Consider the following 25180-nt stretch of genomic DNA (forward strand, 5'->3'; position numbering starts at 1 on the left):
ATTATAGGGTTGTTGGTATGGTGATTTTGTTTTTTAATATTTTGGAAACCGGACATTTTTCGGCTACTATCAATAATCGTTGTTTGGTATCTTCATCTACCTCGTTTGAAAAAGAAATATCTCGCGTCATTACCGTTTCCAGCTCTGGGTTGTTGATTTGATACATGTTCATCGAAATTTTTATCTCCGGAATATCCCATCCCTTTCTATCGATATACATTCGTAAAGTGGATAGTGTGCATCCCGCGAGCGAGGCTAAAAGAGTAGTATAAGGATCAGGACCAAGGTCTTTGCCTTCAATACGGGTTGTTTCGTCCATTATCAATTGACCATTGCGCCAATTGATTGTACACAAGTATTTTTGTGTGCCAATACTGCCTTCGATGTTTTTTTCTAATAGTGTTTCCATAGCGTTAAACCATAAACCTGCAAGGCTTTTCAACCTAGCAGGTTTGTTTCTTTTTGTTATAATACGTCTCTAATTTCGGGAGTTTTGTCAAAAACACTTTTAGCAAATGGACACAAGGGTAATATCTTTATTCCTTTTTCTCTGGCAAAATCTACGGCTTTCATCACCATCATTTTACCAAAACCTTTGCCATTATTGCCGGGGTTTACCTCAGTGTGGTCAATGATGATTTTATCTTCACCAGCAAAAACAAAAGTCATCTTAGCTTCTTGTTTTCCTGCTACTTCTATATAGAAATAACCTTTGTTACCTTCTATTTTTAGTTGTGCTTTGTTGTCCATTTTGTTACTTATTTGTTTTGTTTTTTAACTGAATACTAAAAACTGTTTACTGAACACTATTTACTGCTCCATCGGAACTTCCATCAACAAAAATTTGGCATCGGTAGAAGCCTTAATCTCTAAGGTCTCAAAATCGGTAATGCCCAGTCCGTCGCGGGTTTCTAATTCTTGTCCGTCAACAGTAATGGTTCCCGAAATCACAAAAACATACATCCCGTTACCCGCTTTTTTCAACCGATACGTTTTAGCAAAATCTTTATCAAAATCAGCCAAAAAGAACCACGCATCTTGATGTATCCAAACGCCTTCATCATCAGCATTTGGCGAAAGAATTTGTGCAAAATCATTTTTTTGTTTTGTTACGTCAAGCGTAATTTGTTGGTAGCGTGGCTCCACATTTCTGTATTTTGGAAACAACCAAATTTGAAACAACTTAGTCTGCTGGTCAGCATTGGGGTTAAACTCACTATGTTGAATACCCGTTCCAGCACTCATCACCTGAACATCGCCCGTTTTTATCGTAGCCGCATTGCCCATGCTGTCTTTGTGAGCCAAATCACCTTCTAATGGAATTGTAATAATTTCCATATTATCGTGCGGATGCGTTCCAAAACCCATTCCAGCAGCAACAGTGTCGTCGTTCAAAACGCGTAACACTCCAAACTGAACTCTGTCCGGATTGTACCAACTTGCAAAACTGAAACTATGATAGGCATTTAACCATCCGTGATTAGCATGACCACGAGTATTGGCTTTGTGTAAAACTGTATTTTTCATAATATATAAAGGTATTAATTATTATGATACAAAGGTACACCCGCCACTATCCATTTGTACTTAACCTAGATTAAGAAAGTAAAGAAAGCCAGCAAAAATCATTAGTATAAGCCTAAAAATAACCCAGCGTTTTGCTAATAAAAACACTACTACAGACTATTTTTTTCCAAAGTAATACAACAGCCTTGCCCAAGTTTTTTTAATCAAAAAAAATCGCTCTACCCATAAACACTCACTTAATCATAATATTGCAATATTTCGGGATGCTTCCCGAAGCCAGCGGTATCTATCCCCAAGCCAGCGGTATCCATCCCGAAGCTAGCGGTATTCATCCCGAAGCCAGCGGTATTTATCCCCAAAGCTACGGTATTGATACCAAAACCTTTGGGGAGTTCCCCGAAACCTTCGGGGCGTAACCCGAAACCTTTGGGGAGTTCCCCGAAACTCTCGGGGCGTAACCCGAAACCTTCGGGGCGTAACCCGAAACTCTCGGGGCGTAACCCAAAGGTGTTATTTTTTTAACAGTCGGCTTTTCATTTTGCTAAAAAACTCTGGGGTAACGCCTATATAGGACGCAATTTGTTTCTGAGGTACACGCTGAATGATGGTTGGGTAGCGTTTGCAAAATTTATCAAAACGTTCTTCGGCAGTAAGACTAAGGTTGTCCATCAATCGTTCTTGGTGGGCTACGAGCGAGTTTTCGGTAAGAATTCTAAAGAAGCGTTCTAGCTTTGGAATTTGAGTAAAGAGTTCGTTTTGGTTTTCTCTTGAAAGTAAAACTACTTCGGCATCTTCAAGAACTTCAATGAAAAGGTTGCCGGGTTTTTGGGAAATTAAACTATACATGTCGCCAATCCACCAGCCTTCGCAGGCAAAACTCAACACGTGTTCTACTATATTATCATTGATGTTGAAACTGCGCAACAAACCCCAATTGACGAAAAAAGAATACTGGCTTATCTCCCCAGCGTTTACAAGGACGGTTTTAGCCTTATACGTTTTAATTTCTATTTTAGACAAAAAAAGTAACTCTTCCTCGGGAGAAAGCGTTACTATTTTGTTGATGTTTTCAAGGATTTGTGCCAAAATTATTTCTTTTGCGGAAGTAATTTGAACTGCGACACTACAAACTTGTTGTTTTTTACTTCGCCCACAACTTCGGCTTGACGGATAGCGGAGCAAAAGCCATCGTGTGCATGGGCATCGCCATGCTTGTTGATGTCGGTTCCTTCTACAAAGTAGCTTTTACCGTCTATTCGAACAGCAAGGTCACATCCTGGTTTGTCTTTCATCCCAAACTGGCATTGCCCGCAAGATGCTTCCACTACTTGGGGTTTTTGTTCAGTCTTTTTTTCTTGTGCATTCATCGATGCCGTTCCGATAAGGAAGAAGGCAACAGTTATTATTTTTTTCATGGTTTATGAATTTATGGTTACTAATTGTGCTGCTGTTTTGGCTCGTTCTACTACCTCTTCAATAGAAGTGTCCAAGGTGTCGCTGGTTAAAACAACGCCCATTCTTCTGTATGGTCTTGAAGTAGGTTTTCCAAAGATACGAAAATCGGTTTTAGGTAGTGCAGCTACGGTATCAATCCCCGCGTAGGTGGGATGGTTTGAGTTTTCAGCTGCCAAAATCACGGCGCTGGCACCCTTTTTTTCTAAGGTAATTTCAAAAATTGGTAAACTTAAAATAGCTCTAAGATGGAGTTCAAATTCGTTGAAGTTTTGAGTTCCAGCCAGTGTAACCATTCCGGTATCGTGTGGTCTTGGTGACAATTCTGAGAAATAAACACCGTCATCGGCCAAGAAAAATTCTACCCCAAAAATTCCTGCGCCGCCAAGGGCTTCGGTTACTTTTTCTGCCATATCTTGGGCTTCGAACAAGTCTTTGTCGGAAATTCTAGCGGGTTGCCAACTTTCTTGATAATCACCGCGTTCTTGTCTATGACCAATGGGTGCGCAAAAAAGCGTAGGCAAACCGTTGTTTTGGGTTACGGTCAAGAGGGTAATCTCTGAATTAAATTTTACAAACGCTTCCACGATAACTTCAACCACATCGCCGCGCGAACCTTCTACAGCATAGTTCCAAGCTTTGATTATGTCTTCTTGAGATTTTATAGTCGATTGACCTTTTCCTGATGAGCTCATTAGGGGTTTAATCACACACGGAATTCCAACTTCTGCCACGGCTTTTTGTAGCTCTTCGGCTGAGGTGGCATAGCGGTAATTGGCAGTTTTAAGTCCTAGTTCTTTAGCTGCAAGGTCGCGGATGGCTTTTCGGTTCATAGTAAAATTGGCCGCTTTTGCCGATGGAACTACGGTAATGCCTTGTTTTTCGTAGTCATAAAAACGCTCGGTTCTTATGGCTTCAATTTCGGGAACAATAAAGTCGGGATTGTGTTTGGCTACAATTCGGTCGAGTTCTGCTCCATCAAGCATGTTGATGACTTCAAACCCGTGAGCCACTTGCATAGCTGGAGCGTTTTCATAACTGTCAACTGCAATAATGGTTTGCCCAATGCGTTGTGCTGCAATGACGAATTCTTTTCCAAGTTCGCCTGAGCCAAGTAGTAGTATTTTTGACATTTGGATATTATTTTAAACCATTAAGGTATTAAGAAAATTAAGATTTTACACTTAATGAAACTTAATACCTTATTGGTTTTGTTTGTGAAAATTATGTCTCTTTATGCTAAAGCTTCTTTTATTCTTCTCATGGCTTCGGTAAGTTGTTCTTCGCTGGTGGCATAAGAAAAACGGATGCAGTTTGGATTGCCAAAAGCGTCTCCAGTTACCGTGGCAACATTAGCTTCGGATAGTAAGTACATCGAGAAATCGTCGGCATTGTTGATTACTGTTCCGCGCAATGTTTTTCCAAAAAACGAGGAAACATCTGGGAAAACGTAGAATGCACCTTCGGGAACGTTGATTTTCAATCCCGGAATTTCTTTGATTAATCCCACTACTAAATCGCGACGGCTTTTGAAGGCGGCAACCATTTCGTTCAATACGCTTGGATCAGCATCAACGGCAGTAATGGTAGCTCTTTGTGCGATAGAATTGGCTCCAGAGGTTACTTGTCCTTGCATTTTGGTACAAGCTTTTGCGATAAATTCTGGTGCGCCAATGTAACCAATTCTCCAACCAGTCATGGCAAAAGCTTTGGCAACTCCGTTTACGGTAATCGTTCTTTCAAACATTCCAGGAATGGAAGCCATGCTGCAAAATGTTCCCGAGAAATTGATGTGTTCGTAGATTTCGTCGGCAACAACGTATATGTTTGGGTATTTTTTCAAGACTTCGGCAATGGCTGTAAATTCTTCGCGAGAATAAACAGAACCACTAGGATTACAAGGCGAACTGTACCAAATCATTTTAGTTTTTGGTGTGATTGCTGCTTCTAATTGTTGTGGTGTGATTTTGAAATCGTTTTCTATTGAAGTAGACACTTCCACAGGAATACCGCCCGACATTTTTATAATTTCTGAATAGGAAACCCAATATGGTGCAGGAAGAATTACCTCGTCGCCATCGTTAATCATGCATTGAGCAACGTTGTATAACGATTGTTTTGCTCCGGTAGAAACTACAATGTTTGCCGGTTTGTAATCTAAATTGTTATCGCGTTTGAATTTTCTGCAAATGGCTTCTTTTAATTCAAGATAACCATCAACGGGTGAATAGGTTGAGTAGTTTTCGTCGATGGCTTTTTTGGCAGCTTCTTTGATAAAATCGGGTGTATTGAAATCGGGTTCACCCAAACTTAAGCTGATGATGTCTTTTCCTTGTGCTTTTAATTCTCTTGCCAATGCTGCCATTGCCAAGGTTTGAGATGTAGAAAGATTGTTAATTCTGTCTGATAATCCGTTGCTCATTGTTGTGTTGTTGTAAATTATTGTTTAAATAGTAAACCATTAAGAATGTAAGAAAGGTAAGGTTTGAACTTATTGACTTCATTCTTAATGGTTTGTAATTTTTTTTGTCCTTATTAAGCTAACTGTGGCTGTTTTCCAAGTTCTTTTAAATGTTTGAAATGTGATATGATAGCTTCTCGTGTTGTTTTAAATTCGTAGTAAGGAAGTTCACATTCTTTGGCTGTTTGTTTTACAATTTCGGCTATTTTCCCGTAGTGAATATGACTAATATTTGGGAAAATGTGATGCTCAATTTGGTGGTTTAATCCGCCAGTATAGTAGTTGATTAACCAATTTTTTGGAGCAAAATTTGCGGTGGTGTATAATTGGTGAATTGCCCAAGTGTTTTCCATTTCTCCGTTTTCATCAGGAATAGGATTGTGCGTATCTTCTACAACGTGTGCCAATTGAAATACAACACTAAGGATAACTCCAGCGGTATAATGCATTACTAAAAATCCTAGTAAAACTTTCCACCATGTAATTCCTAATACCATTGGAATAACTAACCAAATTGAGAAGTAGATAACTTTTGTAATCACTAAAGTTGTCCAACGGATAGCAGGTTTTTTAAATTCACCATACGATAAATTTCTTTTCAAATAGCGTTTCATTTGAAGGAAATCAGTAGTGATTGCCCAATTGAAAGTTAATAAACCATAAAGAAAAACAGAATAGAAATGTTGAAATTTGTGGTGTTTGTACCATTTTGCTTCTTTGGTAAAACGTAGAATTCTTCCTGCTTCTAAATCTTCATCGTGACCAAGAATATTGGTGTAAGTATGGTGTAAAACATTGTGTTGTACTTGCCAATTGTAAACATTTCCAGCAAGAATGTAAATGCTTCCGCCCATGATTTTATTTAACCAAGATTTACTAGAGTAGGAACCGTGATTTCCGTCGTGCATTACGTTCATTCCAACGCCAGCCATTCCAATTCCAATAACAATGTTTAATAACAAGTAAACCCAAAAAGGCATATCCATTGCCAATAAAAAGAAATATGGCGTTAGGAAAATGCTAAACATCACTATGGTTTTTAAATGCAGTTTCCAGTTTCCAGTCTTTTTTAAATTGTTTTCTTTAAAGTATGCGTTTACACGAGAATTCAACGTTCTAAAGAATTTTAAGCTGTCTTTAGTTGAAAATGTAGGTGATGTGTTATTCATATTGTGTATTCAAAATTTTTCCCAAATGTAATTATTATAATTTTTTTAAAACTGATATTAGTCATTTTTTATCAACTAAAACAGTATTTTTGTTGAAAAATAGAATTCATGGAAGAAATTATCAAACAATTTCCTAACCTTACTGATAATCAAGTACAACAATTTCAAAAACTAGAAGCATTATATCACGATTGGAATGCTAAAATCAATGTGATTTCTAGAAAAGATATAGACGAATTATATACCAAACACGTTTTACATTCGTTGGCTATTGCAAAAGTTCAACCCTTTGAACCCGGAACATTTGTTCTTGACGTTGGAACTGGTGGTGGTTTTCCTGGAATTCCGTTAGCGATTTTATTTCCGGAAACCCGATTTTTCCTGATTGATGTTATTGCCAAAAAAATAAAAGTGGTTCAAGCAGTTGCCGATGCATTGGAACTAAAAAATGTAAAAGCAGAACAGCTGCGTGCTGAAAATGTAAAAGGCGATTTTGATTTTATTGTAAGTCGTGCTGTGACGAATATGCCCGATTTTTATTCTTGGGTTAAAGACAAAATCAAAAAGCAAAATAAACACGAATTAAAAAACGGAATCCTATATCTAAAAGGCGGCGATTTAACCGAAGAATTGGCTGCTTTCCCTAAAGCTACTGAATATAATATTTCAAATTTTTTCTCAGATGAATTTTTTGAAACTAAAAAAGTGGTTCATTTGCCGCTAAAGTTTAAAGCATAAAAAAACGCTCAACCGAGCGTTTTTTTATTGTTTGTTAACTTTTTTTGTGATGCTTTTTTCCTGGTCAAAAATTCTTATTAAGTAAATTCCTTTGTTTAAATTGGTTTGTATTTGATAATTTTCATCAATAGTTTGATTTGTTTTTGTGATAATTTCTTTTCCAAGCATATCGATTATTTGAACGGTTGCATTATCAATATTTTGCGGAGAATAAATTGTAATGTAATCTGCTACAGGGTTTTGAATTGAAATGTTTTCTAATTTGTTTTTGTTACTTTCTAGAAGTGAACCTGCAAAAAGTTCTAATGTAGTATTGCTCTCATTTATATTTAAAAGCGAAACTACTGCGTCGGTTTTTATACTTCTAAAAATCGGATTGTTATTTCCTAGATTATCGGCATAATAGCTGTAGGTTGTCTGTGTAACAGTTCCAGCATTATTGAAAAAACTGTAGTTTAAAGAAAGATTTAAAACGGTTTTTAATCGAGTAATGTTTCCAGTGTAAAATCCGCCACTTGTGTTGTTTAAATTCAAAGTTCCATGAGCATCAACGGTTGTTACTAATGTTCCAGTAAAAGTTCCCGAATAGGTTGTATAGGTATAATTTCCAGCAACAGTATCGCTGTTAGAATAGCCAAAATTCATTGGAAATAAACCTAAAGTAGCGTTGTTTGTAGCAAAATTAACAATTAAATCATCGGCAGAAATCCCAGTGATAGAAATAGTGTTAGCTGTATTTTTGGTATACATGTAACCAATGTTGTTTGTGCTTCCAACGGAACTATTGTTTACTATTACCAAAGTGGTTCCTGGATAAGTTGTGAGTTCGCTAGAAGTTGGAGATTCATAATTTCGTATGGAATTACCAATTGAAGTTAAATTAGTAAAATTCCATGTTTGATTAGCGCCAGTTGCAGCATGATCTAGAGGATTTGTACTCGATACGATATCAAACGTAGAGTTGTCAGCGCCATAAAACGAGTTAATCGGGTTCTGCGCAAAACTTAAAAATGAAATAATAAATAGCGGTAAAAGTAGTTTTGTTTTCATAGTCTTAAATTTTAATCTAAGGTACAAAAATTTCATTTTCAAAGCAATAAAAAAAGTCCAAGCTTTCACTTGAACTTTTAGGTTTTATTCGTCATAAAGACAAAATTGATTTTATTCTCCCAAAAACGGATATCTGTAATCAACTGGTGTAACAAATGTTTCCTTGATAGTTCTTGGAGAAACCCAGCGTAATAAATTTTGCATTGAACCTGCTTTATCATTTGTTCCCGAAGCTCTTGCGCCACCAAAGGGTTGCATACCAACAACAGCTCCAGTTGGTTTGTCGTTTATATAGAAGTTTCCAGCGCTGTTCTGTAAAGCGATAGTTGCTTCTTCAATGGCATATCTATCTTGACTGAAAATTGCTCCAGTTAAAGCATATTCTGATGTTTGATCAACCAATTTCAATGTTTCTGACCATTTTGCATCTTCATAAACATACACCGTTAAAACCGGACCAAAAAGTTCAGTTTCCATTGTTGTATATTTTGGATTGGTTGTTAAAATAACCGTAGGTTCAATGAAATAACCTTTTGATTTATCATAATTCCCACCAAAAATAACTTCGGCATCAGCATCTTTTTTGGCTTGGTCGATATACGAAGTCAATTTGTTGAAAGAACCTTCGTGAATAACTGCCGTTACAAAATTGCTAAAATCTTCTGGTGAACCCATTTTGATTGAAGCTAATTCTTTGCCCATTTCTTCTTTGATGTCATTCCAAAGTGATTTTGGGAAATATGCTCTCGAAGCAGCGGAACACTTTTGTCCTTGGAATTCAAATGCACCACGAATAGTATTAGCAACAACTTGTTTTACGTTAGCACTTGGATGAACCATGACGAAATCTTTTCCGCCAGTTTCACCAACTATTCTTGGATAGGTTTTATACGTATGAATGTTGTTTCCAATTTTTTTCCAAATTTCTTTGAATACAAATGTCGAACCTGTATAATGAACTCCAGCAAAATCTGGATGTGCCAAAACAGTATCGGTAATCATCACTGGATCGCCAAAAACTACATTGATTACACCATCTGGAACGCCAGCTTCTTTGAAAACATCGATGATTACTTTTGCCGAAAAAACTTGGCTATCACTAGGTTTCCAAACGACAGTATTTCCCATCAAAGCTGCACTTGCCGGAAGATTGGCAGCAATCGCTGTAAAGTTAAACGGTGTAATGGCATAAATAAATCCTTCAAGCGGACGATATTCTACACGATTCCAAACATCTGAAACTGATTTTGGTTGATCTTGATAAATTTGTGTCATGAATTCTACGTTAAAACGCAAAAAGTCAATCAATTCACATGCAGCATCGATTTCAGCTTGAAAAATAGTTTTTGATTGTGCAATCATTGTTGCGGCATTAATTCTAGCACGATATGGACCAGCAATTAATTCGGCAGCTTTTAAGAAAATCGCAGCACGTTGTTCCCAAGCTAAATTTGCCCATGCAGTTCTTGCTTCAAGTGCTGATGAAATGGCTTTTTCAACATGAGTTTTTTCTGCCAAATGATAGGTTCCAACAATGTGTTGGTGATCATGTGGCGCAGACATAGTTTTGGTATTTCCAGTACGAATTTCTTCTTTCCCGATATACATTGGAACGTCGATTGTTTCATTCCACATTTTTTTGTAAGCCGCTAAAACTGCTGCTTTTTCGGGTGAATTAGGTGCGTATGATTTTACGGGTTCATTGACCGCTTTTGGGACATTAAAAAATCCTTTTAGCATAATATTTGGTTTAAAAATGTTAGACTTTAGATAATTAGATTACTCAATTATTGAGAATAATTTAATTTTATACAAAAGTACAAAGGAATTTTTGAATTATTGTTAAGAAGAAATCAAAGATTGTTTGCTTTCAATTGAAATTAATTCAAAGCAAAAGGTGCGCTTAATTTGAATGTAGGAACAATCACTTTAAAATTTCGGGTAGAAGTAAAGTTGACCATATTAAAATGACCACGCATTGCACCAAATGGAGACGAAAGCAAGCATCCAGAACTATAAGTATGTGATTCTCCTGGTTTTAAAACAGGTTTTTTCCCTATAACACCTTCGCCATCAACAACTTCAAGATTATTTAGTGAATCAAATATTTCCCAATGGCGAGTTACTAATTGAACAGAATCTTTGCTGTGATTTTCGATTGTAATTTCATAACTAAAGGCAAAATGAATCTTGTAGTTTTTGAAGTATGTACCTTCAAAACTAGTAGTGACAGAAATTTTTATGCCTCGCGTTATTTGAGTAACCATAAACAAAATTGAATAACGATGTCAAAATTACAAAAAAATACAATCTGTAAAGTCAAACTAAAGTTAATTTTTTAATAGGTCATGTCAACCGAACTAGCAATTCCTCGACCAATAATTCGATAGTATCGCTGATTGTTTTCTTTATAGTAAACTAATCCAATGTAGTTGTTTTCAGTTTGTTGAAAGTTTCCATCAATTGCATTTTCTTCGTCAATATTTTTTTTACTGTCTGAAATTACATATTGATAATTGGTAAAACCTTGCTTAATCATCAAAGCTTTTTCATAGACTCCTTTTTCGGCATTGTAATCCATTTTGTTTTCGTCACCAATGGCAAAATTGTTGAACATTCCATTGATGTAAATTGATTTTTTGCCAAAATAGTTTGGAGCCGAAAGCGTAAAGAAAACCCAAGCATAATCGGCTTCGATTTCATCGCGTTGTGCATTGATGTTTTTGACTACAAAATTTCCGTTTATATCAGGAAAATAGGTGTAAGGAACATTTGCTCTGGCTTGATTGGTGTAAAGATGAGAATTATAAATTCCGCCGTTGGTGTCAATCCGCGCAATATTGTTGTTGGCAGCGCGAATGTCTTTGTTTTCAAAGAAAAGAAATTCATTTCCAGCCCAAAATTGCGTTTCAGAATCATATCGATATATCAAATCGTTACCAATAGTGTATTGTGGTTTGATATTGGTAATTGCAGTATCAAATCTTCCATTTTGCAACAACATAACTTTTACATTTTGTAATGGACTTTGAAAATTAATAGTTGCCGATTTTATGCTAAATTCAAGATTGTGTTTTTGGTCAATAACCGATAAATTTCGTGGTCTTTTTACCTGCATTGGAACAGAAACTAATTCTTCATACAAGATAAATTTTCGAGCAAAAACGACTTCTTTATCATCGTTTAAAATCTTGATGATGTAGTTTCCGCTAACTCTAAATTGTGTCAATCGATTTGGGAAAGCCAATTTATAGTGAGAATACAACTGAAGCGTAGTCAATGAATTTGAATAATCAATTATTCGTTGGTCGTCAAATCCAATTAAATATTCATTTTTAACTAACTGTGATGGTTTCCAGTCATAATCACAATGCGTAATGGTATAAAAGTAATTGGCTTCTGTTCCATATAAATCATCGAATTGAAATTCAAAACTATCTCCAAGTCTAAAAATTGGAATAGTATTTTGATTATTTTGAACAAAAGTGACTGTTTTGATGTTATATGGTGGTGCAATTTCTTTTTCTGCTTGAGCAAATGAAATTAAACTTATTAAAAAAAGCAGAATTGACAAGAATGATATTTTTGACATAATTTAATAAAAATCAGAATGGTAAATATAGTAATTTTTTTAACTAAAATTGTGCCAAAAAAGTATATTACTTAAAGCAAACCGGAATAATTTCTCCTTTTGCCAAACAGTATTTTTCTACTAAATCAGCTGAAATTTTATTAGTATAATCTTCTTCGACAACTTTAAAACCAATACTTCTCAGTTTGTCAAAATAATCTCGTCCATATACGCGAACGTGATCGTATTGCCCAAAAATTTTGGCACGTTCTTTTTGATCAACAATACTATCATCCGAAAAAGTTGTTGCTCTTGATAAATCCTGTGGGATTTGAAAGACTCCCATTCCACCAGGTTTTAAAACGCGATATAATTCTTGCATCGCTTTAGTATCATCAGGAATATGTTCTAAAACGTGATTGCAAAAAATAATATCATAACTGTTGTCTTCAAACGGTAAATTACAAATATCTGCTTTTACATCTGCCAACGGCGAAAGTAAATCAGTTGTTGTGTACTCAATATTAGTTTGCTTTTTGAACCTTTTGTAAAATTCTTGTTCAGGAGCAAAATGCAAAACTTTTTTCTTTTCTTTTGAAGTAAAAAAATCAGTTTCATTTTGAAGATATAACCAAAGCAAGCGATGTCTTTCTAATGAAAGTGTGCTAGGAGATAAAACATTGTTTCGTTGTGTTCCATAACCATAAGGCAAAAACATTCGGAAACTTTTTCCATCAATTGGATCGGTAAATCGATTTCCTTTTAACAGAAATGCCAAAATCGGACGAACTACAATACTCAAACGAATAAGGATTGGTCTTGGAATGGTGTTTAATATAAATTTGAATGCTTTTTTCATTTGGTTGATTTTTACACTAATTTCACAAATTTTCACAAATTAGTTTTGGTTGTTTGATTTCACTAATCTTAAAACTTCGTTTTATATTATTAGTGTTAATTTGTGAAATTCGTGTGGAAATTGATTTATAAAATTATTCGTTTATATTTCAAACTATCTTCTCCAAAATTAACTAATAAACCAAGTTTGTTTTTAGAAGAAGCTAAATAGTTTAGTGTTTGTTTAGTGTCACTTATTGTGAGTTGAGAAATTGCTTTTACTTCAAAAATTATTTCATCATAAACCACAAAATCTGCTACATATTTTCTTGGAAGAATAATGTTTTTGTATTGGATTATATATTCTTTCTCTCTTTCAAATGGAATTCCATTTATTTTAAATTCGTATTCTAACGCATCTTTGTATACAACTTCACTATGTCCTTTTCCTAAAATTTTATGTACTTCCATACATAAACCAATAATTTTATAGACTTCTTCTTTAAAATATAGTTCTTCCATTATAACTAAATTTGTGAAATTCGAGCGCAAAAATAAATTAGTGCGAATTAGTGAAATTAGTGTAATAAATTATAAAACCAATGGATTTTTTCTAAATTCATTTTCTTCCTCAGATTTTATCCCCAAAACATCATAAATATATTGAAATGTAGAAAGTAATTCTGGTTTTCCATTGACTAAAGCTACATTATGTTCAAAATGCGCACTTGGTTTTTTGTCGGCAGTAACAATTGTCCAATTATCTTTTAGGGTTTTGATATTTTTGGTTCCCATGTTAATCATCGGTTCGATGGCAACAACCATTCCTTCGATAAATAATTTTCCGCGACCGCGTTTTCCGTAGTTTGGCATTTCTGGACCTTCGTGCATTTTCTTTCCTAATCCATGACCAACTAACTCGCGAACAACACCATAACCAAAGCTTTCTGTATATTTTTGAATAGCATTTCCAACATCTTCCACACGGTTTCCAGCTTTGAATTCACGAATTCCGATGTAAAGACTTTCTTTGGTTACTTTTAACAGCTTTTTGGTTTCTGGAGCAACGTTTCCAATTTCAAAAGTATAAGCGTGATCGCCATAAAATTCGTTCATCAAAACACCACAATCTACCGAAACAACATCGCCATCTTCAATTGGACGATTGGTTGGTAAACCGTGAACAACTTGCTCATTAACGCTAGTTAACAAAGTTGACGGACATCCATAAAGACCAAGAAATCCCGGAATTCCACCGTTATCTCTAATGAATTCTTCGGCTTTTTTATCAAGTTCTAAAGTGGTTACACCTTCTTTTATCTCGGTAGCAATCATGCCTAAGGTTTTAGAAACCAATAAAGCACTTTGACGCATCAATTCAATCTCTTCTGAGGTTTTTGGAATAATCATTTTTCTAATTTTTCAGTCTGCAAAAGTAGTTATTTTTAATCATTATTCCGGATTTGCCATGATTTTGAACAACGAAGCATTGGATTCAAAGATTTTATTTTCAACAGAAAGCTGTGATAGTTGTGCTGAGACCAAATTATTTTCGCGGCTATTTATCAAAAAAATGGAGCTTTCGCCAAATGAAAAAAGTCTTTCTTCGGAGTTAAGCATTGTGGTATAATCGGTTACTAATTGGTCGATGTAGCCTTTTTGTTTTTCCAATGAAGTAATTTCTGCTTGCTGCGCATTGATTTTATTTTTCAATTGAACGCGTTCTAAATCCAAATCAAATTGAGCATCTTGTAATTTTAATTTGGTCATATTCAAACTTCCACGTTCTTTTCGAAGAAAAATTGGGAATGCAAAATTGACACCAACTTTGTAATCTTGAAAACGGTAATTATCAATATAGCTTGGTTCGGAAAGATAGGAATAACCCAAGTCAATTTTGGGCAAAAGCATATTGGCTTTTAATTTTCTTTCTACATCGAGCATCTGAATCTTGTTTTCTAAAGCATTGATTTTTGGGTGATTTTCCAACGATGGATTTAGCATTAACTCATTGGTTCGAAGCGTTTCTTTGATGGTTAATTCTAATTTTTCTTCGGGAATGATGTTGTCTTGCAATTCTAGCGGAACATTGTTTTCCAGCCAAAGGAAATTGGCCAATTCTAATTTGGCTTTGGTTAGTTTTAGCTTGGCTTCTTCTAAACTTAATTCGCGATTTCTAACGATAATTCCAGCTTCAACACTGTCAATGGCAGGTTTGTCGCCTTGTTCAATAAGTTGGGTTACACCTTTGAAACGGATTTCGGCATTTTTTAAATAGTTTTGATACAGAGTAACTTCGTTAAAGCTTCTTTTCCAATTAAAATAAGCAACCGAAGCATCATAAAGTACCGCAACTGCCATTAAATTTCTTTCGGCTTGACTAAGATTTAGTTGTATTTTGGCTTTTCTTAAATCGGCCATTCGTTGATTGATAAACAAACCTTGACCAATTGGAACCGAAATTCCAAAAGACGTTAAACCTTGGTTTGGAACGGTATTTTCTGGATTTAGATAAATTCCTTCATTGTTGTCAAATCCTGCTTTTACTTCGATTCCATACCAAGTTGGGATTTTAAAACTACTGTTTAAAATGGAATAATATTCGCTGTCTTTGAATTTTTTTTGTTCGAAATCAACTTCAATTTTTGGATCAAATCCACCGCGTGCCATCATCAAATTAGCTTGTGCTTGACTGATTTCTAAACCAGCACTTTTCACTAACGGATGGTATTTTTTTACATAACCCAAATATTCATTGAAGGTAAGTTCTTGAAGGTTGTTTTCTTGTGCAACAACCCAAGTAGTGAATAGTAAGAGTATGAGTGATTTTAAATTCATATTTTGTTGCCTTTTGATTGTATTTTAACCCTGATCTCGTCATTGTTGGAGCTCTTAACTTATTGATTAAATAAGTTAAAGCGACTGACGAGAGCAGGAAAATGGATTAGAAAAATGCGCATCCGATTCGTTTCTATAAATTATTTTTTCTCTGCTGTGGTTTCGCCTTTGGGTTGATAATAATTTGGCGGAAATCCGTTTAAGGTTCGCCAAATTTCAAACCAAATAGGAACGTTGTCTAATAATGCTAGCGTTTGCGCTCCAGAACCGATGCTGATTTGTTTTGGCCAAGCTTCTTCTTTTTCGTCGGGTGCAATGAGTACTCTGAATTTTCCGTTTGGACTGATGAAGTTTTCTACGGCTACAATTTTTCCACCAAAAGTTCCATAGGACATATTTGGCCAGCCCGAAAAGACAATTGTTGGCCATCCGTCAAACCAAATTCTAACTTTTTCGCCTTTGTGAATTAATGGTAAATCGGTTGGGCTAACGTAGGTTTCTACCGCAATGTCGTATTTTGCAGGCATGATACTTACGATTTGTGTGCCTTCTTTGATGGTTTCTCCAATTCCCGATTGTAATGCACGGTTTACATAACCGCTTTGTGGTGCTTTTATGTAATACATTCCGTTTCGGATTTTGTAATTGTTGTACTGATTTTTGAGTTTATTTACTTGAGCTTCGGTGTCATACTGACTGCTTAAAGCGGTGAATTGATCGCTTTTGGTTTTGGATAATTTATCATTGTATTCGGCAATGATTCTGTTGATTTCAACTTTGGCGTTGATTAATTCGTTTTCGCTGGTGATTAATTTATTTTCTTGTGTAATTAATTTGGCTTCAGTTTCTTGAAGTTTTAATCGTTTCTCTTCGACATCTGTCATTGGTTTTAAACCTTCTTTATTCAACGAAACCGATCGATTGAACTGCGTTGTAGCAATTTTAATTTGTGTTTTTACGGCAACCAAATCCATGCTGTCGCTTTTTACTTTTAGGATGGATTGTCTGACTTTGTTTTTGGCTTGTTGTATTTTTAAAACACGTTCGTTTTCTATGGCTTGAATTTGGGCTGATAATGAGTTTACTTTTCCGCCATAGGATTGTTGCGCCATTTCTTTTGCTTTGAGTTGGCTTTCAGTGTTTTCAACTAAATTTGGATCAAGATAATCTTCTTTGGTTTCAGAAATGAAAAGAATAGTATCGCCTTTTTGAACAAAATCGCCTTCTTTTACATACCATTTTTCAATTCTTCCAGCAATAGCAGAATGAATGGTTTGCGGACGTTGATCGGGCTTTAAGGTAGTAACAGCGCCAGTTCCAGAGATATTTTGTGTCCATGGCAAAAACAAAATTACTAGTGAAAGTAGCGAAACTCTAATAATAATTTTGTTTAAAATTTTATAATGAGGTCGTTCACTTAGGTTTTTATAAGTGCTATACTTTTCAATATTTTCAGTGATTTTGTTGTTATTTGAAATGTTAAGCATAGTGATTAATTTTTAGTATCGTTGATGATTTTTCCTTCACTCATGTTGAGAACTCGATTGCATTTTGCCTTCCAATTGTCATTTTTAGAAGTTACCAATAATGTCCATTTGTTTTTATCGGAAGTGATAAAATCGATGATTTCATTGGCAGCTTCAGTATCCATTTTGTCCAGAACATCTTCATAGAAAAGTATTTTTGGTTTGCTAATGATGCTTCTGGCTACTAATATTTTTTGCGCATTTGATGAAGAAAGTTGTTTTCCTTCAGGAGAAATTTTAGTGTCAAGTCCTTTGGGTAATGATTTTATAAAATCGCCTAGTTTTACACTATCTATTGCCCATTTTATGTCTTCTTGAGTTAGTAACGGATTGTTGAAAGTGATGTTTTCTCGAATTGTTCCTTCAAATGGTGTTTCGCCATTCATGATTGTGCTAATTTGGGAACGGAAATGATTAAGGTCAATTTTTCTATAGGTATCGTCGTTTATATAAAACGAACCGCTCGATGGTTGTAATAATCCAGAAAGTACTCGAATAAGAGTTGTTTTTCCAGAACCATTTATTCCGTCAAGGTATATTTTTTCGGATTGTTCAATCGTTAAATTTATTTTTTCTAAAACAAAATCAGTAGAATCAGGGAATTTATAACTCATGTTTTCGGTTACCAATTGAATGTTGGTGTAGCAAAAATCGGCATTCGATGTTGATGATTCCTCAATTTCTAAATCGGTAATTTGTCCAATTTTTTCCACCGCAGTCAACACATCATATAATGTTTCTAAACCAATAATTATTTTTTCTACGGAGTTGATGACTAATAAAATAATGATTTCGGCTGCTACGAATTGACCAATATTCATTTTTTGATTTAAAACCAAATAACCACCTATAAAAAGTAATCCTGCAGTAATTATGATTTTGAAAATGATAAGCTGTGTGAATTGTCTTTTAATTACATTAAAGTGTTTTTCCCTGTAATTTATGTATTCTGAAACCAAATGATCGTTTTTGCTTAAAGCAAAGTCAAAGTTGGTTGCTTTTTTAAAACTGAAGTTGTTTCGTGCTATTTCTTGTAGCCAACTTACAACTTTGTATTTGTATTTAGATTCTTTTAAACTACTTGATAATCCTGAGTTGAAAGAGAATTTGAAAATGATATAAAGCAAAACAATCAAGAAAACTCCAAATAATATAAAGAAGGAATGATAAAATGATAGCAATATAATTCCAAAAAGAATTTGAAGTATAGCCGTAGAGAAATCAATCAATAGTTTTGAAACTCCTTTTTGAATGGTTAACGTGTCAAAAAAACGATTGGCTAATTCTGGTGGATATTCATTGTGCAATTCTTCGGGTTTTATTTTAGGTAGTCTAACGCCAAATTCAAACGAGGAACGAATAAATATCTTTTGTTGTAGATTTTCAGTTATTCGAAGCTGCATTAACGACAATATTCCGGCTAAAGCAACACCAATAATTACTATGAAAACTAATACAATCCACGAAATACTAACGCGTCCTGATTGGATTAAATTAATAATAGCTTGAATTCCTAATGGCAATGATAAACTAACTAATCCAGCAAAAATGGCATAGAATAGTACTTGGATAATGTCCTTTTTATCCAATTTTAATAGATTAATTGTTCTTTGTAAGGCAGTTAATTTCGTCTTCATTTTTTTAATGTTTTGTAGGCAAGATCAATGTAAAAATCAGTTGGAGAATTATTTTCATTGCAATTGGTTATCGTTTTTAAATGGTCTTTTAAAAAATGTTGATGCAACGAACCTTCAACAATAGACGAAGCCAAACTTTTAGCATAATTATACGAAGGATTTACTTCTTCAATAATGGTGATTAATCTATTAATTACACTTTTATATACTAAAAAGAAACCTTCTTTGTTTTCTTCATCAACCTCTTTTGTTAAAAGTGTTTTGGTGAATTCTGCAATGATAATTTGGTTCAAAATAGATTCGTTAATATGCTGTGTTTGGCTATCATCATCAACTTTTTCTGTTACGATTGTGATTGCTCTTTTTAACTTTTCCATAGGATCAGTAATATTTGTGATTGAAAAAAGCATTCGGTATTCCATCCATGCCCAATACCAAGAACATAAATATAGTAATAATTTGTGTTTACTTTCAAAATAACGATAAATAGAACTTTCGTTAGAGCCGATTTTTTCGCCCAGTTTTTTAAAAGTAAAATCTTCAAAGCCAATTTCATTAATCAAAATGATACTTTGACTTATAATTTTTTTTCCCAAATCTGATGTTTCAGGGTTTTTGACAAATAACTTTGGGTTAACAGTTATTGCGATATTTGACAAAATACTATTCATTTACTATAATTTTATGTAAAAATAATAGTAATACTATTAACTTTGAGATTTTAACTTTTATTTATAATTTGTTTTGTTCAATTTCTATGAGAATTGTCATATTTTTAAAATGATAATCTCAATAATTTTACAAAAAATAAAAATATGAGCAAATATGTTACCGCTGATGAAGCTGTAAAAGTGGTAAAGTCTAATGATAGAGTTTACGTTCAAGCAGCTGCAGCAACACCTACCGTTTTAACCAAAGCGCTTGCTAATAGAGCAACCGAGTTGCGCAATGTTGAGGTTTGTCATCTTCATACAGAAGGTGAAGCACCGTATGCAAATCCTGAATTAGCCGAAAGTTTTCACGTGAATTCTTTTTTTATCGGCGCTAATGTTCGACACACGTTAACCGCTGGAAATGGTTCTTATACACCAGTTTTTTTGAGTGAATTGCCTAATCTTTTTCGTAAGAATGTTTTACCAATTGACGTTGCGTTCATTCATGTTTCGCCACCAGATAGTCACGGATATTGTTCGCTTGGTGTTTCTGTTGAAGCAACTGTTGCTGCCATTGAAAATGCCAAAATCGTTATCGCACAAGTCAATCCACAAATGCCACGAACCTTTGGTGACGGAATTCTACACGTTTCCGAAATCAATTATTTAGTTGAAGTCAATCTGCCAATACATGAACATCCGGTTGCTGCTTTTTCTAAAGAAGAGGAAAAAATAGGTGAATATGTTGCTTCGTTAATTGAAGACAAAAGCACACTTCAAATGGGAATTGGTTCTATTCCAAACGCAGCATTGAGCAAGTTGAAAAACCATAAAGATTTAGGATTACATACCGAAATGTTTTCCGATGGCGTGATTGATTTGATAGAAAGCGACGTTATCAATTGTAATTATAAAGGAACACTTCGCGGTCGAGCTTTGGCAACATTTTTAATTGGTTCCAAGCGATTGTATGATTTTGTAAACGACAATCCGTTCATCGAAATGAAAGAATCATCCATGGTTAACGACACGGCTCGAATTCGTAAAAACCCAAAAATGGTCGCTATAAATTCAGCAATCGAAGTCGATTTAACTGGTCAAGTTTGTGCCGATTCCATTGGTGCCAAAATGTATTCTGGCGTTGGCGGACAAATGGATTTTATTCGCGGTGCGTCTTTAAGTCCAGGCGGAAAAGCCATCATCGCTTTGCCGTCAATCACTAAAAAAGGCGAAAGTCGCATCGTTCCATTCTTGAAGCAAGGCGCAGGAGTTGTAACGACTCGTTCTCATGCGCAATACATCATTACCGAAAACGGAATTGCCGATTTATATGGCAAAACCTTGAAACAACGAATGGCAGAATTAGTCAAAATTGCCCATCCAAATCATCAAGAAAGTATTGAAAAAAGTTATTTTGACTTGATTAATAAATAGGAGCGAACCGCTTGGGACATTTTGGATTCCTTATTCCTGCTTTCCGTTACAATAAAAAATGCTTCCAAACAATGGAAGCATTTTCTATTTTCACTACAATCAGGGCTAGTCAGTATTTGTCTTTTGTGAAATTAGCTGTCATATCAATGATTTTCCAGTCATAACTGCTGGTTTTTCAATTCCCATCAATTCTAAAATAGTTGGAGCAATATCGCCAAGAACACCATTTTTTACTGGAATTTGGTCGTTGTCCACCATAATTATCGGCACCGGATTTGTTGTGTGTGCTGTATTCGGACTTCCATCAGGATTTATCATCGTTTCGCAGTTTCCGTGATCAGCAATGATAATCGTTGTATAATTATTTGCCAATGCTGCTTCAACTACTTCTTTAACGCAAACATCAACGGCTTCACAGGCTTTGATGGCAGCTTCCATAATTCCGGTATGACCAACCATATCGCCATTGGCAAAATTCAAACAAACGAAATCAACTTCGCCTTTTTGCAATTCAGGAACCAAAGCGTCTTTTAATTCAAATGCACTCATTTCAGGCTGTAAATCATACGTTGCCACTTTTGGAGAATTTCTCAAAATGCGTGTTTCGCCTTCAAATGGAACTTCTCTTCCACCAGAAAAGAAAAACGTCACGTGTGGATATTTTTCGGTTTCCGCAATTCTAATTTGTTTTTTGCCCGCTTTTTCCAAAACTTCGCCCAATGTTTCAGTAATGTTGTCTTTGTCATAAATCACATGAACATTTTGAAACGTATCGTCATAATTGGTCATCGTAACATAGTACAAATTCAATTTGTGCATATTTTGTTCGTGGAAATCTTTTTGCGATAACGCTTCGGTTAATTCACGTCCGCGATCGGTTCTAAAGTTGAAGAAAATCACCACATCATCATTTTGAATAGTAGTCAATGGTTTTTGATTTTCATCCACAATAACAATTGGTTCGATGAATTCGTCGGTAACATTGTTTTGATAACTAGCTTCAATCGCTTGAACAGCATCAATCGCCAAAGTTCCTTTTCCGTTTACGACTAAATCATACGCTAGTTTTACTCTTTCCCAGCGTTTGTCTCTGTCCATTGCATAATATCTTCCAATAACCGAAGCGATTTTTGCCGTTGTATTTTGAATGTAATTTTCTAAATCTTGAAGATAACCTTTTCCTGATTTTGGATCGACATCACGACCATCAGTAAAAGCGTGAATGTAAACTTTGTCAAGTCCAAAAGTTTGTGAAGCATCAATCAAGCCTTTTAAATGAGACGTATGCGAATGAACGCCACCATCGGAAACTAATCCTAAAAAATGAACGGCTTTGTTATTGTCTTTTGCATATTGAAACGCATCAATCAGCGGTTTTTCCTGAGACATTGTTTTATTGGCAACAGCCAAATTGATTTTTGCCAAATCTTGATATACAATTCTTCCCGCACCAAGATTCATGTGACCAACTTCGGAATTTCCCATTTGACCATCGGGTAAACCTACGTTTAAACCATCGGTTCTAAGTTGTGCATTTGGATATTTAGTATAAAGTGAGTTTATAAACGGAACATTGGCATTGTCTATTGCGGAAACTTTTGGATCGGGTGATTTTCCCCAACCGTCCAAAATCATAAGGATTACTTTCTTGTTCATTTAAAAAATGTTTTGAACAAAGGTAAATCATTTACGGTTTTTTGTCCGTTAAAAAGTGGTTGTTTTTTTGAAAAAGATACTAACGAAAACGTTATTTTTTCAAAGAATTGTAATCAATAAAATAACGAAGACTTATGGAAAAGATGTGATTTAGATTGTTGTTGTCAATTGCATCTTTAAAATTAGTATTGAAACTTCGGTCAAATTCTCTTGAAAATAAAGACGAACTGTTTCGATACATCACCGAAACTTGACTTCCTGGTGCAAACCACCAAGAATAAGATAAATCCAAGTTCCAAGTGTTGAAATTTTGGTTTAAATTTTCAGTAAAAGCAAAATTGTCTGCAAAAGTTCCGTCATCCAATAAAGTTAGGTATCGCTTATTGGTAACATACGACCAATAGTGTCTTACCAATAAATTGAAGTTCATTTTGTTGTTCAAAGTATATTTTCCTTGAATGGTATTGGTAACGCTAATTCTATTTCTTCTTGCAAAAATAGTGTTGTCGTCTTCGTCAAAAGCAACCCAACCTGTATTGTTGTTTTGTCGGTTGTAAGTCAAGCCATAAATAATTGTGATTTTGTCGTTTATTCTATATCTCGGACTAAAAAGAATGTTATAAATAACGCGTTCTCTTTCGTTTAAGAAAGTAAAATAAGGATTGAAATCAATGGCAAGTTTTCGGTTGTAATTATGTGATAGAAAAAAGTAAAACTGAATTTGCTCAGGAATTTGAACAAATCTTTTTTCGTTTTCTGAACGCGGTTCATAGAAATCGTAAGTAACGAAAGGTCTAGTGTTGATAGCAAAACCAAGGAAATCATTCTTCTTGTTTTCGGTATTGAATACTAGATTTAATCGGTTGGCTTGCAACATTCCAGTTCTATTGTCAAATTCGTAATACTGCGTTAATCCAGCAGTAAATGAATTAAATAATTCATTAGGTTTTAATATTCGATAGTTTACATTTCCATAAACGGAATGATAATGGGTTTGAAAGTTAATCCCTAAATCATTGTTGTCATAATCGTCAGAAACATATTGTCCAGCCAAGCTAAAGCGATATTTTCCGCTGGTTTTTCTAAAGTTTAAATAGCTGTCGTAGCCTTTTCTATTGTCTTGATTTCCAAATTCGTTAATATAACTGTATTTGTAATTTCCTGAAAGGTTGTACGTGTTTTGAGTGGTGTTTAAATCCCAAACTAAAGCCGAAACATTAGCATCGCGAAATTCTCCGTTTCGGGTAACATTAGTATTTACTAACGAAACCGACGAATTTTGATTAAAACGTTGGTCTAAAACCAATACGTTAAAATTAGCCAAAGGTTCCACAACAACATTTCGGTTTTCTGTAGTAATTGAATTATCTGGATTTGTGATTGTTTTTTTAACGGTTGCTTCGGTTTTTTCGGTAACAGCGTTTAGAACTCCAATTCCCAAACCGCTTTTGGTTCGTCCAGAAATCTTTAATGCATTTAGTAAATTTACCGTCAAAGGATAATCAGTTACTTCTTCATCATCGCCAGTTGTAGGATACGTTGATGGTTCGCCGCCAATTCTTCGAGTGTAAAGTAAATTTCCTTTGTTAAACAAATCGGTTCCTTCGGTAAAAAATGGTCTGTTTTCTACAAATTGTTGTTCGAATGCACTAAGATTTAGTTCTACGTTATCAAATTTTGTTTGACCAAAATCAGGAATAAGAATAGCATCAAGTGTAAAAGCATCGTTGATTCCATATTTAATATCCAATCCGCCTTTGAATTCGCCAATGGTTTTTTGGGTTTTATTGGCATTCAAATAAAAGGAAGAATAAGGAATTAAAAACAGTCGAGTAGGTGTTTCTATGTTTTCAATTCCAGTCAATAATCCAGCTTGAGTACTTTCGTTTACAATTTTATTGTCGAGTAAACTCCAAGAAAGTTGCTGTCTGTCACGACGAATTTCTCGGTAAAAATTTAAACCCCAAGTTTGAACTTTTTCTGTTGAAAATCGCAACGCAGCATAGGGAATTTTCATTTCTACAACCCAACCAAAATCGGTGATTTGAGTTTTGCTCTCCCAAATAGCATCCCAAGTAAAATCTTCGCCAATGGTTTCGGTATAAACACCATCAATTTGAACACCTGAAGCACTTACAAAAAAACGAAATTCTTGTTGGCCATCGTTATAGCCATTGAACCAAACGCCAAAATGATCCGCAGAAACAAAGTTGTCTCGTTGGGTTAACTCTTTCATTATTTTGGTTGGATCGTCAAAAAGTTTTGCAGCAACATAAACAGCTTCGTTGTCATAAAGAATTCTTACTTCACTTTTCCTATCGGGAGTTTCGGGTTTGCCGTTTGTGGGAAATATTTCTATAAAATTATTTGCCAGCTCAGCATTAGTCCAAGCAGCTTCGTCAAGTTTTGCGTCAATACTTATTTTTTCAGTAATAAACTTAGTTTGGAGTGTTTTTTTTTGTCCAAAAATAAAGCATGAAAATAGTAGTAACGGCAGAAAAATGTATGAAGTTTTTGGCATGTAAGTGTTGTTTGTCGAGCAAAAATAAGTATTTAATTGATTTTCACAATAATCAATACAATATTTTATATGATTATTCGTTCTCTTGTTAAATCGTTAAAAAAAGTACA

24 protein-coding genes are annotated in these 25180 nt (G+C 34.8%); 3 read left to right on the top strand and 21 right to left on the bottom strand.

Going from position 1 to position 25180, the window contains the following annotated elements; all coding sequences use genetic code 11:
* Position 1 precedes the first annotated feature (1 nt).
* The 3 genes from G6042_RS08955 to G6042_RS08965 are packed head-to-tail and all read right to left on the bottom strand — an operon-like array spanning position 2 to position 1527.
* Positions 2 to 409, bottom strand: coding sequence for an OsmC family protein (locus G6042_RS08955; RefSeq protein WP_169524049.1), 408 nt, complete (start codon positions 407 to 409; stop codon positions 2 to 4).
* Positions 410 to 465: 56 nt separating this feature from the next.
* The gene (locus G6042_RS08960; RefSeq protein ID WP_169524051.1) at positions 466 to 750 is read right to left on the bottom strand and encodes a GNAT family N-acetyltransferase; all 285 of its coding nucleotides are present in this window, start codon (positions 748 to 750) and stop codon (positions 466 to 468) included.
* A 60-nt stretch (positions 751 to 810) separates the two neighbouring features.
* Complete coding sequence (locus G6042_RS08965) at positions 811 to 1527, bottom strand: pirin family protein (RefSeq protein ID WP_169524052.1); 717 nt, start codon at positions 1525 to 1527, stop codon at positions 811 to 813.
* A gap of 263 nt (positions 1528 to 1790) precedes the next feature.
* On the opposite strand from G6042_RS08965, the gene G6042_RS08970 reads away from it, so the two are divergent.
* Entirely contained in the window at positions 1791 to 1943 is a 153-nt protein-coding gene (locus G6042_RS08970) for a hypothetical protein (RefSeq protein ID WP_169524054.1), read from the top strand.
* A 94-nt stretch (positions 1944 to 2037) separates the two neighbouring features.
* Here the strand turns inward: G6042_RS08970 and G6042_RS08975 are convergent, their stop codons facing one another.
* The 5 genes from G6042_RS08975 to G6042_RS08995 form a co-directional block, all read right to left on the bottom strand.
* The gene (locus tag G6042_RS08975) at positions 2038 to 2613 is read right to left on the bottom strand and encodes a Crp/Fnr family transcriptional regulator (RefSeq protein WP_169524056.1); all 576 of its coding nucleotides are present in this window, start codon (positions 2611 to 2613) and stop codon (positions 2038 to 2040) included.
* 2 nt (positions 2614 to 2615) lie between these two features.
* Positions 2616 to 2942: a DUF6370 family protein gene (locus G6042_RS08980; protein WP_169524057.1), complete on the bottom strand. Its 327-nt coding sequence runs from the start codon at positions 2940 to 2942 to the stop codon at positions 2616 to 2618.
* Positions 2943 to 2945: 3 nt separating this feature from the next.
* The gene (purT, locus tag G6042_RS08985) at positions 2946 to 4112 is read right to left on the bottom strand and encodes a formate-dependent phosphoribosylglycinamide formyltransferase (RefSeq protein ID WP_169524059.1); all 1167 of its coding nucleotides are present in this window, start codon (positions 4110 to 4112) and stop codon (positions 2946 to 2948) included.
* 101 nt (positions 4113 to 4213) lie between these two features.
* A complete protein-coding gene (locus tag G6042_RS08990; protein ID WP_169524061.1) occupies positions 4214 to 5401 on the bottom strand; it encodes a pyridoxal phosphate-dependent aminotransferase in 1188 nt (395 codons plus the stop codon).
* A 113-nt stretch (positions 5402 to 5514) separates the two neighbouring features.
* Positions 5515 to 6609: a fatty acid desaturase family protein gene (locus G6042_RS08995; protein ID WP_169524062.1), complete on the bottom strand. Its 1095-nt coding sequence runs from the start codon at positions 6607 to 6609 to the stop codon at positions 5515 to 5517.
* 108 nt (positions 6610 to 6717) lie between these two features.
* Between G6042_RS08995 and rsmG the strand changes: the two genes are divergently transcribed.
* Positions 6718 to 7347: a 16S rRNA (guanine(527)-N(7))-methyltransferase RsmG gene (gene rsmG / locus G6042_RS09000; protein ID WP_169524064.1), complete on the top strand. Its 630-nt coding sequence runs from the start codon at positions 6718 to 6720 to the stop codon at positions 7345 to 7347.
* 24 nt (positions 7348 to 7371) lie between these two features.
* Here rsmG and G6042_RS09005 read toward each other — a convergent pair whose 3' ends face one another.
* The 11 genes from G6042_RS09005 to G6042_RS09055 form a co-directional block, all read right to left on the bottom strand.
* Complete coding sequence (locus G6042_RS09005; RefSeq protein WP_169524066.1) at positions 7372 to 8397, bottom strand: T9SS type A sorting domain-containing protein; 1026 nt, start codon at positions 8395 to 8397, stop codon at positions 7372 to 7374.
* A gap of 111 nt (positions 8398 to 8508) precedes the next feature.
* On the bottom strand, positions 8509 to 10137 hold the full coding sequence (gene pruA, locus G6042_RS09010; RefSeq protein ID WP_169524073.1) for an L-glutamate gamma-semialdehyde dehydrogenase: 1629 nt from the start codon (positions 10135 to 10137) through the stop codon (positions 8509 to 8511).
* Between the two features lie 140 nt (positions 10138 to 10277).
* Positions 10278 to 10664, bottom strand: a complete 387-nt coding sequence (apaG, locus tag G6042_RS09015) for a Co2+/Mg2+ efflux protein ApaG (protein ID WP_169524075.1) — start codon at positions 10662 to 10664, stop codon at positions 10278 to 10280.
* 71 nt (positions 10665 to 10735) lie between these two features.
* Positions 10736 to 11989: a type IX secretion system plug protein gene (locus G6042_RS09020; protein WP_169524077.1), complete on the bottom strand. Its 1254-nt coding sequence runs from the start codon at positions 11987 to 11989 to the stop codon at positions 10736 to 10738.
* A 67-nt stretch (positions 11990 to 12056) separates the two neighbouring features.
* Positions 12057 to 12827 (bottom strand): class I SAM-dependent methyltransferase, encoded by a 771-nt coding sequence (locus G6042_RS09025; RefSeq protein WP_169524079.1) that lies wholly within the window; start codon positions 12825 to 12827, stop codon positions 12057 to 12059.
* 125 nt (positions 12828 to 12952) lie between these two features.
* On the bottom strand, positions 12953 to 13327 hold the full coding sequence (locus tag G6042_RS09030; protein ID WP_169524081.1) for a GxxExxY protein: 375 nt from the start codon (positions 13325 to 13327) through the stop codon (positions 12953 to 12955).
* 69 nt (positions 13328 to 13396) lie between these two features.
* Entirely contained in the window at positions 13397 to 14215 is an 819-nt protein-coding gene (map, locus tag G6042_RS09035; protein WP_169524082.1) for a type I methionyl aminopeptidase, read from the bottom strand.
* 42 nt (positions 14216 to 14257) lie between these two features.
* Positions 14258 to 15643, bottom strand: a complete 1386-nt coding sequence (locus G6042_RS09040; RefSeq protein WP_169524084.1) for a TolC family protein — start codon at positions 15641 to 15643, stop codon at positions 14258 to 14260.
* A 140-nt stretch (positions 15644 to 15783) separates the two neighbouring features.
* Positions 15784 to 17130 (bottom strand): HlyD family secretion protein, encoded by a 1347-nt coding sequence (locus tag G6042_RS09045; protein WP_169524086.1) that lies wholly within the window; start codon positions 17128 to 17130, stop codon positions 15784 to 15786.
* 5 nt (positions 17131 to 17135) lie between these two features.
* Positions 17136 to 18806 carry a peptidase domain-containing ABC transporter gene (locus tag G6042_RS09050; RefSeq protein WP_169524088.1) on the bottom strand — a complete coding sequence of 557 codons (1671 nt, stop codon included), beginning with the start codon at positions 18804 to 18806 and terminating at the stop codon, positions 17136 to 17138.
* Positions 18803 to 19477, bottom strand: a complete 675-nt coding sequence (locus tag G6042_RS09055) for a TetR/AcrR family transcriptional regulator (protein WP_169524090.1) — start codon at positions 19475 to 19477, stop codon at positions 18803 to 18805. Before G6042_RS09055 ends, G6042_RS09050 begins: the two co-directional genes overlap by 4 nt.
* 144 nt (positions 19478 to 19621) lie before the next feature.
* On the opposite strand from G6042_RS09055, the gene G6042_RS09060 reads away from it, so the two are divergent.
* Positions 19622 to 20893, top strand: a complete 1272-nt coding sequence (locus G6042_RS09060; RefSeq protein WP_169524092.1) for an acetyl-CoA hydrolase/transferase family protein — start codon at positions 19622 to 19624, stop codon at positions 20891 to 20893.
* 138 nt (positions 20894 to 21031) lie between these two features.
* Here G6042_RS09060 and gpmI read toward each other — a convergent pair whose 3' ends face one another.
* Together gpmI and G6042_RS09070 are read right to left on the bottom strand one after the other, a co-directional pair.
* Positions 21032 to 22549 (bottom strand): 2,3-bisphosphoglycerate-independent phosphoglycerate mutase, encoded by a 1518-nt coding sequence (gene gpmI, locus G6042_RS09065; protein WP_169524093.1) that lies wholly within the window; start codon positions 22547 to 22549, stop codon positions 21032 to 21034.
* 91 nt (positions 22550 to 22640) lie between these two features.
* Entirely contained in the window at positions 22641 to 25070 is a 2430-nt protein-coding gene (locus G6042_RS09070) for a DUF5916 domain-containing protein (protein ID WP_169524095.1), read from the bottom strand.
* Positions 25071 to 25180: the final 110 nt, after the last annotated feature.

The organism is Flavobacterium solisilvae (genome assembly GCF_012911605.1).
In the GTDB taxonomy this organism is placed as follows: Bacteria; Bacteroidota; Bacteroidia; order Flavobacteriales; family Flavobacteriaceae; genus Flavobacterium; species Flavobacterium solisilvae.

Bases quoted from the DNA above. Each gene is read 5' to 3' on its own strand.
- G6042_RS09050 (WP_169524088.1), bottom strand. From the start codon at position 18,806: ATGAAGACGAAATTAACTGCCTTACAAAGAACAATTAATCTATTAAAA.
- G6042_RS09055 (WP_169524090.1), bottom strand. From the start codon at position 19,477: ATGAATAGTATTTTGTCAAATATCGCAATAACTGTTAACCCAAAGTTA.
- G6042_RS08990 (WP_169524061.1), bottom strand. From the start codon at position 5,401: ATGAGCAACGGATTATCAGACAGAATTAACAATCTTTCTACATCTCAA.
- G6042_RS09060 (WP_169524092.1), top strand. From the start codon at position 19,622: ATGAGCAAATATGTTACCGCTGATGAAGCTGTAAAAGTGGTAAAGTCT.
- G6042_RS09020 (WP_169524077.1), bottom strand. From the start codon at position 11,989: ATGTCAAAAATATCATTCTTGTCAATTCTGCTTTTTTTAATAAGTTTA.
- G6042_RS08980 (WP_169524057.1), bottom strand. From the start codon at position 2,942: ATGAAAAAAATAATAACTGTTGCCTTCTTCCTTATCGGAACGGCATCG.
- G6042_RS09045 (WP_169524086.1), bottom strand. From the start codon at position 17,130: ATGCTTAACATTTCAAATAACAACAAAATCACTGAAAATATTGAAAAG.
- G6042_RS08960 (WP_169524051.1), bottom strand. From the start codon at position 750: ATGGACAACAAAGCACAACTAAAAATAGAAGGTAACAAAGGTTATTTC.
- G6042_RS09025 (WP_169524079.1), bottom strand. From the start codon at position 12,827: ATGAAAAAAGCATTCAAATTTATATTAAACACCATTCCAAGACCAATC.
- G6042_RS09005 (WP_169524066.1), bottom strand. From the start codon at position 8,397: ATGAAAACAAAACTACTTTTACCGCTATTTATTATTTCATTTTTAAGT.
- G6042_RS08955 (WP_169524049.1), bottom strand. From the start codon at position 409: ATGGAAACACTATTAGAAAAAAACATCGAAGGCAGTATTGGCACACAA.
- purT (WP_169524059.1), bottom strand. From the start codon at position 4,112: ATGTCAAAAATACTACTACTTGGCTCAGGCGAACTTGGAAAAGAATTC.
- G6042_RS08995 (WP_169524062.1), bottom strand. From the start codon at position 6,609: ATGAATAACACATCACCTACATTTTCAACTAAAGACAGCTTAAAATTC.
- map (WP_169524082.1), bottom strand. From the start codon at position 14,215: ATGATTATTCCAAAAACCTCAGAAGAGATTGAATTGATGCGTCAAAGT.
- gpmI (WP_169524093.1), bottom strand. From the start codon at position 22,549: ATGAACAAGAAAGTAATCCTTATGATTTTGGACGGTTGGGGAAAATCA.
- G6042_RS09070 (WP_169524095.1), bottom strand. From the start codon at position 25,070: ATGCCAAAAACTTCATACATTTTTCTGCCGTTACTACTATTTTCATGC.
- G6042_RS09030 (WP_169524081.1), bottom strand. From the start codon at position 13,327: ATGGAAGAACTATATTTTAAAGAAGAAGTCTATAAAATTATTGGTTTA.
- G6042_RS08970 (WP_169524054.1), top strand. From the start codon at position 1,791: ATGCTTCCCGAAGCCAGCGGTATCTATCCCCAAGCCAGCGGTATCCAT.
- pruA (WP_169524073.1), bottom strand. From the start codon at position 10,137: ATGCTAAAAGGATTTTTTAATGTCCCAAAAGCGGTCAATGAACCCGTA.
- apaG (WP_169524075.1), bottom strand. From the start codon at position 10,664: ATGGTTACTCAAATAACGCGAGGCATAAAAATTTCTGTCACTACTAGT.
- G6042_RS08965 (WP_169524052.1), bottom strand. From the start codon at position 1,527: ATGAAAAATACAGTTTTACACAAAGCCAATACTCGTGGTCATGCTAAT.
- G6042_RS09040 (WP_169524084.1), bottom strand. From the start codon at position 15,643: ATGAATTTAAAATCACTCATACTCTTACTATTCACTACTTGGGTTGTT.
- rsmG (WP_169524064.1), top strand. From the start codon at position 6,718: ATGGAAGAAATTATCAAACAATTTCCTAACCTTACTGATAATCAAGTA.